A 9,574-nucleotide genomic window follows, 5' to 3' on the forward strand; every position below is an offset into this window, starting at 1 on the left:
ATTCATTAAGATAATAATACAAGGCTGATGCAATCGCTACTCCATCGTTCCCTCTTAAAATTATTTTGTTGTTTGCTGTTTCAATCTCAAATACATCTTTATTTTTTTCCGTAGGAATTTGTTGGATGGTAAAGCGGCTTGCCTGCCTCGGAATAATACGTGTTAATAAAGCCCTGGAGGAATTTAAGTCCGGTTGTGCCTGCAGGTTAGGCCAGTAAAATAATAAGATTCCAAAAATCAATAACTTTTTCATCCAAAGCAATTTAACGATGTAGCGGCAATTTAGACGCTCTCACTTAACTTTCAACATACATTTTTTAACAGTCATAAAAAGCCCGGAGCAAGAATACCCCGGGGATGGTGATTATACTTGATTAATGAGTGCGTTATAAAAACAAATATTAATATCCGGGATTCTGCGTCAACGCAGGATTCAACGACAAAGCAGAAGTTGGAATCGGGAAAATACGACGATATGTATCAGTATTGGTTTTATAGCCCCAGCTGCCTTCAAATTTGCCGAAACGAATCATATCATTTCTATGCCATCCTTCCCAGGCGAGTTCACGACAACGTTCGCTGTAGATACTGTCCAGCGTTACGTTAGTCCAGGCCGCAGAAGTTGTTCTGTTACTTCTTATAGAGTTTACCAATGATAAAGCAGTTTGACCTGAAGTAGCTGTACCGCCGCGCAAGATGGCTTCTGCTTTCATTAAAATAATATCTGAATAACGGAAAATTGCTATGTCATTATTTTGATTTCTGCTTGGAGATGTTGCATCGGGATAAAATTTTACATTTCTGTATCCCTGGTTCCATGCAATTTCATCATTACCTACATCAAAATTATTGTTAACACCATCGTAGGGGTTTTGGCCATTCGCAATGTCTTGTCTTAAAACAACATTAGGTGTTAAATTTACCTGGTAGGTATAAGCCCCCCCAGGATCGCCACCACTATAATATTGATCATATCCGGCATTAGTGGTAGTAACAGTTAAAGGAGTGACATGATCAGGCAAATATTGCAAACCGGTTAACCATTGTTTGTTTCTAACATCATTGGGATCATTGAAGTTAGCATAGAATTCAGGCAAGGTACTTGCTGGCCCTGCGGGGTCATAAGGAATCTTAAAATAATTATATCCCGCACCGTTACCAACTTTACCCATAGACCTTGGCACATCATACCGTGCATGATAGTTTGCGGCCCGGCCAGTCCAACCTGACCCGCTGGCATTGAAAGGAACTGCAAAAATAAATTCATCCTTACTGCCGGGCGAATTTGGCCCATTGGTTGGAGAAAACATTGCCATATAATCGGACAATGCGGCCACATTAAATTTGCCCGAATTGATTATGTAATCACAAGCTGCAATACAATCGTTATATCGCTGTGTACCCGTGTAATATTCGGCATTGAGATACATTTTTGCCAATAACGCATACGCTCCATATGCAGTAAACCGTCCGTAGGTAGATTGATCAACTGTAGTGCTTAAATATGGAATATTACTTTTAACGTCATTTTCGATAAAGGAGAATACCTGCGCTGTTGGTACATTGGCATGCGGCGTAAAATCTCCGTAGACAGTATCGAGCGGTACGTTACCCCAGTTATCCATGAGCATAAAAAAAGAATAGTCTCGCAAGAGTTTTAGTTCGGCTAATTTCATTTGTTTGTTAGCACTTGCCGGCATGGTTGTATTTAATATCGATATTGCCTGGTTTGCTGAACTAATTATAAGAGCAATCCATCCCCAGTTACCATTTACATATCCGTTATCTTTTGTCCACGTGTGGTAATGCATTTGCATATTTTGCCCGCCATCGAACCAGTTACCGCCATGGGCGGGCATCATACCTTCGTCAGTACTGAAAGATTGCTGAAAGAAATATTCCTGTGCCAGGTTTCCATCAAGTGCAACGTAAGGAGTAAGCTCAGTTTGAATATATCCCAATGAATCCTGGGGAAAAACAGAAGGTGTCAATTCCGTTGTAACCGGAACATCAAGTTTGTGGCAAGAACTTATGATACCTGCCGTTATTAATATTAACGCAAAATTTCTAAGAATTTTTTTCATTTTAATGTTTATTAATTTGTTAATTAAAAAGAAACATTTACGCCCAATAAAAATGTTCTTGTTTTAGGATAGAAATTGTTATAATCAACACCGGGAGCAATTCCGCCCTGGTTAACCTCGGGATCTATTCCTTTATATTTTGTAATTACAAACAAGTTGTTGGAAGCAATATATAATCTTAATGATTTAATATAATTACCTGCTCCTATTTTACCGAAATTGTAGCCTAAAGTAGCATTGTCTAAACGTACATAGCTGCCGCTTTCAATAAAACGCGTAGAGTATGTGTAATCTATTGCATCGGTAGGTAATTCATTCGCGGCATCTGCCAAAATATTAGTGCTCATTGCCGTTGCCGGACGGAACAGATCGGCACGTGTCGCATTCATAATCTTGTTGCCAAATACTCCCCTGAGCGCAATATTCAAATCAATATTCTTATACCTGAGTGTGTTCGAAAAACCAACCAACAATTTCGGTTGTGCATTACCGGCATAATAATAATCTGTTCCGTTACTTGGGTTAGTTGTAAGGGTACCATCATGTTTATTGTATTGTGAAATACCCGATGAATTTTTGCCGGCATAACTAAATGTGAAGAACTGACCCAGTGGATGACCTTGTTTTAATAATTGGACATATCTTCCAGATTGGCCACCACCTTCGGGGTCAGCAACCTGAATAGAATCACCGCCAATGAAGAACGGATTAGTTAATTTGGTGATCAGGTTTTCATTGTGCGCAAGATTTAGGTTGGTTGTCCATGAAAAATCTTTGCCTTGTACTACTACTCCGCTGATGCCCAATTCCACGCCTTTATTACTCATGCTTCCGCCGTTAGCAACGATACTACCTGACGGTACTAACATTGGGTCAACACTATAATTCCAAATCATACCAGTTGTATTCTTATCATACCAATCGAAACTTATATTAATTCTTTTGTTAACAATGGAAAAGTCAACTCCAATATTAGTTGTTGCTGTCTTTTCCCATTGCAAATCCGGATTGGCTGTCTGGGTAGGCCCATATGCTGAAACCAATGTTCCGTTGTAGTAATAATTTCCACGAGTGCCCGAAATGAATTGTGCTGTATATGCACTAAATCCTGAAGAGTTACCTGTAACGCCATAGCTTGCCCGTAATTTTAAGTCGCCAATTGCGTTTTGTTTCTTCATGAATTCTTCTTCACCAATGCGCCAGGCAGCACCTACAGAGGGAAAATAACCCCATTGATGATTAGCCCCGAATACTGAACCCCCATCTCTCCTTAGGGAAGCCTGCAATAAATATTTTTCTTTGTAATTATATTTTAAGCGACCAAAATCTGATATTAACCGGGTATGTTGATAGGCACCATCCCCGCTAAAATATAAACCATTTCCATATGTAGTCGGGCTGCTTAATGCCAGGTTGTTATAGGCGATATTATCTGCAGGGAAATTGCTTGTGGTAGCTGAAAATCCATCACCGTAAATATTATCCTGCCATGAGTAACCAACCACTGCATTAATACTGTGCCCGCCGAATTTTTTATCCCATGTAAAATAAGTTTCTAACAATTTATTGGTATTCTCATAAGCGCTTCTTGTTGCCTGGCCATTTACACCAAATGTTTGCAAACCGTGTCCGTAGTAGCCTGGATCAGGATTATCGTACATACCGTTGTAATTATTGGTAAAATACTTAGTGAGATAAGCCCCATACAAAGACGTTGATTTTTGATAGGTAAGGTTTAGATCATAAGTTATACCAAAAGGCAATTTCACGTTGGTAGTAAAACTTCCAACCAATAGATTAGTCTTCGTTTTCATTTGTTCGTTCCTGAGCATACCAACAGGATTGTAATAGGCGCTCTTTTGGAAGTTTTCAAAATAAGTACCGTCTGTGTTTTTTATTGGGTTGATAGGTAAATGCAATGCAGATTGCAGCAATATGGTATTGCGATAAGGTAAATCATTATCAATACTTACGGAGTTACTTACATTTAAACCAAATCTCACCTTGTCTTTAAAGGCATTTTGTTCTGCATTTAATCTTGCAATTACGCGATTTAACGAGGTGCTTTGAATAACTCCTTCCTTATCGAAATAGTTAATACTGGCAATGTAACCGCCATGTTCGCCACTATTACTATACGAAATATTGTGGTTATGAGCGATTGCGCTGCTGCGTTCAATGGCCTTTTGCCAATTGGTACTGGCACCCTGATCATCTGCTGGTGTAAAAGCCAACCCATTTTTTGTTACAAAAGCACGCAGCTGAGCTGCATCCATTACTTTTAATTGGCTTGATACACTTTCAAGACTCACATAGCCATTATAGGATAGCATGGGTTCACCCTTCTTGGCCCTTTTAGTTGTGATTATTATAACACCATTTGATGCTCGGTTACCATAAATCGCTGTAGCTGCGGCATCTTTTAGAATGTCGATGGAAGCAATGTCATCGGGAGCAACGCTTGCAATATCAGCACCAGGCACCCCATCAATAACATAAAATATGCCTTGAGAACTGTTCAGGGTAGTCGGACCTCGCAGTATAACCGCAGCAGGTCTGTTAGGATCCCCGCTCGAAGTAATATTTAAACCAGGGGCTTTGCCCTGCAATAACTGCCCTACATCGCTTATGGAACCGCGGTTGAATTCTTCCGGCTTAACGGATGTGATAGCGCTGGCAAGCGTTCTTTTAGATGACTTACCATACCCAACAACCACAACATCGCCCAAAGTAGTCACGGAAGCTTCCATCACTACATTATATACCGACGCAGCAGTTACGGCAACTTCTTTAGGAGAAAAAGAAGCAGAGCTGAAAACAAGCACGTCTCCTTCTTTAGCCTTAATGGTATAAACGCCTCTGCCATTGGTGGCCGTGGCAGTTGACGTTGACTTAACACTAACGGTTACTCCCGACAAGGCGTTACCGGAATTGTCTGTTACTTTTCCCGTAACTTCCTTATTACCGCCTGCCTGGGCCATCATTATGGCAGGTAATAACGTTACGATTGTTAACATTGCAGCCACTCTTTTTTTTAGCAGCATAAAACGAAGCACTCTCATACGCATTTTACTTTTATGGTTATTAATAATTATTGTATTAAATAATAAATGTTTTTTTCACACTTATTTAATTTTCATTAAAAAAACACAACAGTTTTATCGTGTGTTTAAAATGTTCCGGACATATCAGTACATTATCATCACATGATTCAACGAGCAATTTATAGGTTGATCGCTCTATAAACCACTCATCCAATCATATTTGAATCACTTTCGATGGCGAAGCAAATTGGCCTGTATATAAAATCAAAACAATTTCGCCTGATCCCTTATTGTCTTTAATGTAGAATTGCAATCCGTAATTTGATATGCAATCGTTTTTCTCTCGCTAAACTTATTAATGCTAAATTCCTTTTTTTTTGTATCACTTTTATAAAAAAGCATAGTTTTATTTACGAAACCGGTTTCGTAAATGCCAGTGCAACACTATAAATATTATATGAGTTTTTAATGGTTGATAAAAATGCAGGAGAAGAAAAAAATAAATATGAAGGAACTTGCAAAGGAATTAAATGTTTCAGTTGCTACTGTTTCAAAAGCTTTGCGTGACAGTCACGAGATTAGTGAACAAACAAAAAAAATAATCCTGGAAGCCGCGTCACGCCTTAATTACACCATGAATCCTTATGCAAGCAGCCTTCGAAATAAGAAAAGCAAAACCATAGCCGTTATACTTCCGGAAGTTGCAGACAATTTTTTTTCATTGGCTATTAACGGTATTCAATCAGTAGCTGAACGAAAAGCATATCATGTATTAATCTATCTTTCTCATGAAAAATTTTTAAATGAAATATCAATCGTCAATGAATGTAGCAGTGGCCGCGTAGACGGAATTTTGATTTCCGTTACCAGCGAAACAACTAACGCCGAACATATAAAAAAACTCCTGGATGAAAATATACCTGTTGTTTTTTTTGATCGGAAGATTGAGGGCATTCATGCTGCAAGCGTAACCACCAATGATTACGAAAGTGGCTACCAGGCAGCATTACATTTAATAGACAACGGTTGCCATAACCTTGTATTTTTATCAATATCTACGAGCCTTAGCATCTGCAACAAAAGAGCCGACGGATTTAAAGCGGCGCTTATTGAAAAAAATATTAATGAACCGGACAATGCCATTGTTGAATGCAAGGGAACTAACGCCGAGGTATATTCGCAAATTAAGAAACTACTCACAGGTAACAACCCACCTGATGGTATTGTTGCTTCTGTTGAAAGATTGGCAATGACTGTTTATCTGATATGTAGTGAAACCAACGTTTCTATCCCGGATAAATTAAAAGTTATTGTATTCTCAACGATGGAAACTGCACCCATACTGAATCCCCCGCTTTCTACCATCACCCAACCAGCTTTCGAAATTGGTAAAACCGCTGCAGAACTTTTATTTAAAGGGATCGAAAAAAAGAAATATAATCTTGCCGATGAGGCAATCGTATTACCCTCAGTGCTGGTTGCGAGAACCTCGTCACTCACCTCCTGAGTTTTTAAACTATCTATTATTTCATTTTATAATTTTTATAAAGTTTATGAAAAACTTTTTCCGTAATTGTAATTATAAATAATATATTGTGTCCGTATTCCTTCCTAATTAATTGTACGACTGATATGAATCTTCACATTGCAGATTACCTCATCATTATCATTTATTTTCTTTTTGTTATAGGCGTTGGTTTCATAATTAAGAAAAGAATTAAGACAAGTAATGATTTTTTAACCAGCGGACGAAACATACCATTATGGATTACGAGTCTTGCCTTTATATCGGCGAATCTGGGAGCACAGGAAGTGCTCGGCATGGTGGCATCCGGAGCGAAGTATGGAATTATGACAGTTCATTTTTATTGGGTCGGCGCCATATTCGCGATGGTATTTCTTGGCGTGTTCATGATGCCATTTTATTATGGCAGCAGGGCCAGGAGTGTTCCTGAATTCCTGAAGCTTCGCTTTGACGAAAAAACAAGAGGGCTAAACGCAGTTTCATTTGCCGTGATGACAATTTTTTCATCAGGTATTTCTTTATATGCATTGGCAAAATTGCTTGAGGTTATTTTGCATTGGGACTTTGATGTCTCCATTTGGCTGGCGGCAAGCATTGTAATGATCTATACATTTCTCGGTGGATTAACAAGTGCTGTATATAATGAGGTACTTCAATTTTTCTTAATAGTACTGGGCCTCTCCCCTCTTGTAGTGGTAGCATTGCACGACGCCGGTGGTTGGGCAAATATTAAAACATTGCTGCAACCACAACTTACGCATGCGTGGAAATATATGGGCCATGCAGATGCGAACCCGATGGGGATAAATTTTATGTCGTTAATATTCGGGCTGGGTTTCGTTATGTCGTTTGGTTATTGGTGCACGGATTTCCTTGTGGTACAAAGAGCCATGATGGCAAAAAATATGAATGCCGCACAGCGAACTCCTATTATTGCTGCTATCCCAAAAATGTTTATGCCGTTAATTGTTGTGTTACCCGGTGTTATTGCTATTGCGCTTTTACAACCAGCCCTGGCATCAAGAGGATTTAGTATTCCTTCCGATGGGAAAGGTGGTCTCGATTACACGATGACGTTGCCCTCGCTTATTTCACATTATTATCCAACAGGCCTGCTGGGCGTAGGTATTACAGCACTGATCGCTTCCTTTATGAGCGGAATGGCTGGTAATGTAACGGCATTCAACTCTGTATTTACTTTTGATATTTATCAATCTTACTTCATAAAAAATAAATCAGACAGGCATTATCTTATCGTAGGAAAAGTAGTTACCGTTGCGGGCATACTTTTATCCATTGTAACGGCATACATCGCCAAGAGCTTTAATAACATAAATGATTTTCTTCAGCTCGTGTTTAGTTTTGTAAACGGGCCTTTGTTTGCTACTTTTTTATTGGGAATGTTTTGGAAAAGGACAACCGGTCATGGTGCCTTCTTCGGACTTCTCGCCGGTACTATCGCCGCTGCGCTTACTCACGGGCTTACATTAGCCGAAGGCAAAGGAGGTTGGATTTATCCTTTATACGAGATACACAGTGGCATGGGACAGGCTTTCATTGTTGCTTCCGTATCATGGATCGTAAATTTCTGTACAACCATTATCGTAAGCCTGTTCACAAAGCCAAAACCAGAAGCTGAATTAAAAGGGCTTGTCTATTCGTTAACGGAAAAGCCAACTTATCACCAGGATAAATGGTACCTGCGGGTAGTGCCACTGGGCCTTATTTTAATAGCGATTACTATCCTCTTAAACCTTATATTCTTTTAATAAGATTCATCATGTATAAAAAATTAAATAACCTTGGTTTTGTAATCGGAATCTTCTTTATACTTATTTCATTAGTGCTGATAATTGGTGGATTAGTTTCTGATGTGTTGGCGCATAAACTAAATTTTTACACCGGATTTTCCTTTCTTGTATTTGGCGTGCTTATGACTTTTCTCAACAGGAAAGATGATAAAGACGTACAGGCATAACCCATTTCAATAAATTATTCTATTCGTCTTTCTATTTTTTCAGAAGGGTTTTATGCTACCGCCAATACAAAAGGTTTTCCAACCCTGAATCCTTTAACGGCATAATAAAAAATATAGACATAACAGGGAAGCATACATGTAAAAAAAGATAGTGAATTGGAGAGATGTACTGCATCTCTCAGGTTCGTATAAACCAACGGGATTACCGCTCCGCCCGCAATGCCCATTATAAGCAGCGCAGAAGCAAATTTGGTATGACTCCCAAGCCCGTCAATAGCCAGTGGAAAAATGGCGGGCCACATCAATGCATTGGCCAGGCCAAGCAAAGCAATAAAAGTTATAGAAGTGTAGCCAGTCGTAACAAAAACACCTGTTGTAAAAATAATGCTCAATATAGCTGAGATAGCCAACGCCTTTTGTTGCGAAATAAATTTGGGAATGGTAAAAATGCCAATAACATACCCCGCCAACATTGCAAACAAAGTAAATGCAGTAAAGTACTTCGTTTGATCCAGCGGCATGCCCATGTGTTTCCCGTAAGTTCCAATGGCATCACCTGCCATTACTTCCACTCCTACATATAGGAAAAGACATAATACCCCTAACATTAGATGGGGATATTGGAACACGCTCGCTTTTTCGAGGATTGGTTGGTGAACATTGGTTTCTTTTTTATCAGATGCAATTTCAGGCAAAGATGATTTGGTGATCATGAGGGCCATGATGATTAATACTACGGTAATAATGATATAGGGTGTGATCACCCTGTGGGCGAGGTCATTTAACAGGATGTCTTTTTGATTGATATCAGTCGCAGACATAATTTTCTCCTCGATGGAAGTTGCATTTTTTAAAACCAGGCCACCTACAATTATCGGGCTAAGCATGCCCGCCGTTTTATTACAGATGCCCATAATGCTGATCCGCTTTGCTGCACTTTGAA

The 9,574-nt window shown here is 39.2% G+C and carries 7 protein-coding genes; 3 read left to right on the forward strand and 4 right to left on the reverse strand.

Annotated features, from left to right (window positions below; genetic code table 11):
• From ACO1O5_RS02500 to ACO1O5_RS02510, 3 genes are all read right to left on the reverse strand, one after another.
• Nucleotides 1-253, reverse strand: a 253-nt coding sequence (locus tag ACO1O5_RS02500) for an alpha-N-acetylglucosaminidase N-terminal domain-containing protein (protein WP_486268137.1), incomplete at its 3' end; no start/stop codon positions are given.
• 148 nt (nucleotides 254-401) lie between these two features.
• Entirely contained in the window at nucleotides 402-2,084 is a 1,683-nt protein-coding gene (locus tag ACO1O5_RS02505; RefSeq protein ID WP_486268139.1) for a RagB/SusD family nutrient uptake outer membrane protein, read from the reverse strand.
• Between the two features lie 23 nt (nucleotides 2,085-2,107).
• Nucleotides 2,108-5,101, reverse strand: coding sequence for a SusC/RagA family TonB-linked outer membrane protein (locus ACO1O5_RS02510; RefSeq protein WP_486268141.1), 2,994 nt, complete (start codon nucleotides 5,099-5,101; stop codon nucleotides 2,108-2,110).
• A 508-nt stretch (nucleotides 5,102-5,609) separates the two neighbouring features.
• Here ACO1O5_RS02510 and ACO1O5_RS02515 point away from each other — a divergent pair.
• The 3 genes from ACO1O5_RS02515 to ACO1O5_RS02525 all read left to right on the forward strand — a co-directional run bounded on the left by ACO1O5_RS02515 (nucleotide 5,610) and on the right by ACO1O5_RS02525 (nucleotide 8,631).
• On the forward strand, nucleotides 5,610-6,635 hold the full coding sequence (locus ACO1O5_RS02515; protein WP_486268143.1) for a LacI family DNA-binding transcriptional regulator: 1,026 nt from the start codon (nucleotides 5,610-5,612) through the stop codon (nucleotides 6,633-6,635).
• 125 nt (nucleotides 6,636-6,760) lie between these two features.
• Nucleotides 6,761-8,422 carry a sodium:solute symporter family protein gene (locus ACO1O5_RS02520; RefSeq protein ID WP_486268145.1) on the forward strand — a complete coding sequence of 554 codons (1,662 nt, stop codon included), beginning with the start codon at nucleotides 6,761-6,763 and terminating at the stop codon, nucleotides 8,420-8,422.
• Between the two features lie 11 nt (nucleotides 8,423-8,433).
• On the forward strand, nucleotides 8,434-8,631 hold the full coding sequence (locus ACO1O5_RS02525; RefSeq protein WP_486268147.1) for a hypothetical protein: 198 nt from the start codon (nucleotides 8,434-8,436) through the stop codon (nucleotides 8,629-8,631).
• A 50-nt stretch (nucleotides 8,632-8,681) separates the two neighbouring features.
• Here the strand turns inward: ACO1O5_RS02525 and gluP are convergent.
• On the reverse strand, nucleotides 8,682-9,574 hold an 893-nt coding region (gluP, locus tag ACO1O5_RS02530), incomplete at its 5' end, for a glucose/galactose MFS transporter (protein WP_486268149.1).

The organism is Ginsengibacter sp. (assembly GCF_057362405.1).

What these genes read in the sequence shown, in the direction of transcription:
- ACO1O5_RS02505 (WP_486268139.1), bottom strand. Translation starts at nt 2,084, where the DNA reads ATGAAAAAAATTCTTAGAAATTTTGCGTTAATATTAATAACGGCAGGT.
- ACO1O5_RS02510 (WP_486268141.1), bottom strand. Translation starts at nt 5,101, where the DNA reads ATGTTAACAATCGTAACGTTATTACCTGCCATAATGATGGCCCAGGCA.
- ACO1O5_RS02515 (WP_486268143.1), top strand. Translation starts at nt 5,610, where the DNA reads ATGCAGGAGAAGAAAAAAATAAATATGAAGGAACTTGCAAAGGAATTA.
- ACO1O5_RS02520 (WP_486268145.1), top strand. Translation starts at nt 6,761, where the DNA reads ATGAATCTTCACATTGCAGATTACCTCATCATTATCATTTATTTTCTT.
- ACO1O5_RS02525 (WP_486268147.1), top strand. Translation starts at nt 8,434, where the DNA reads ATGTATAAAAAATTAAATAACCTTGGTTTTGTAATCGGAATCTTCTTT.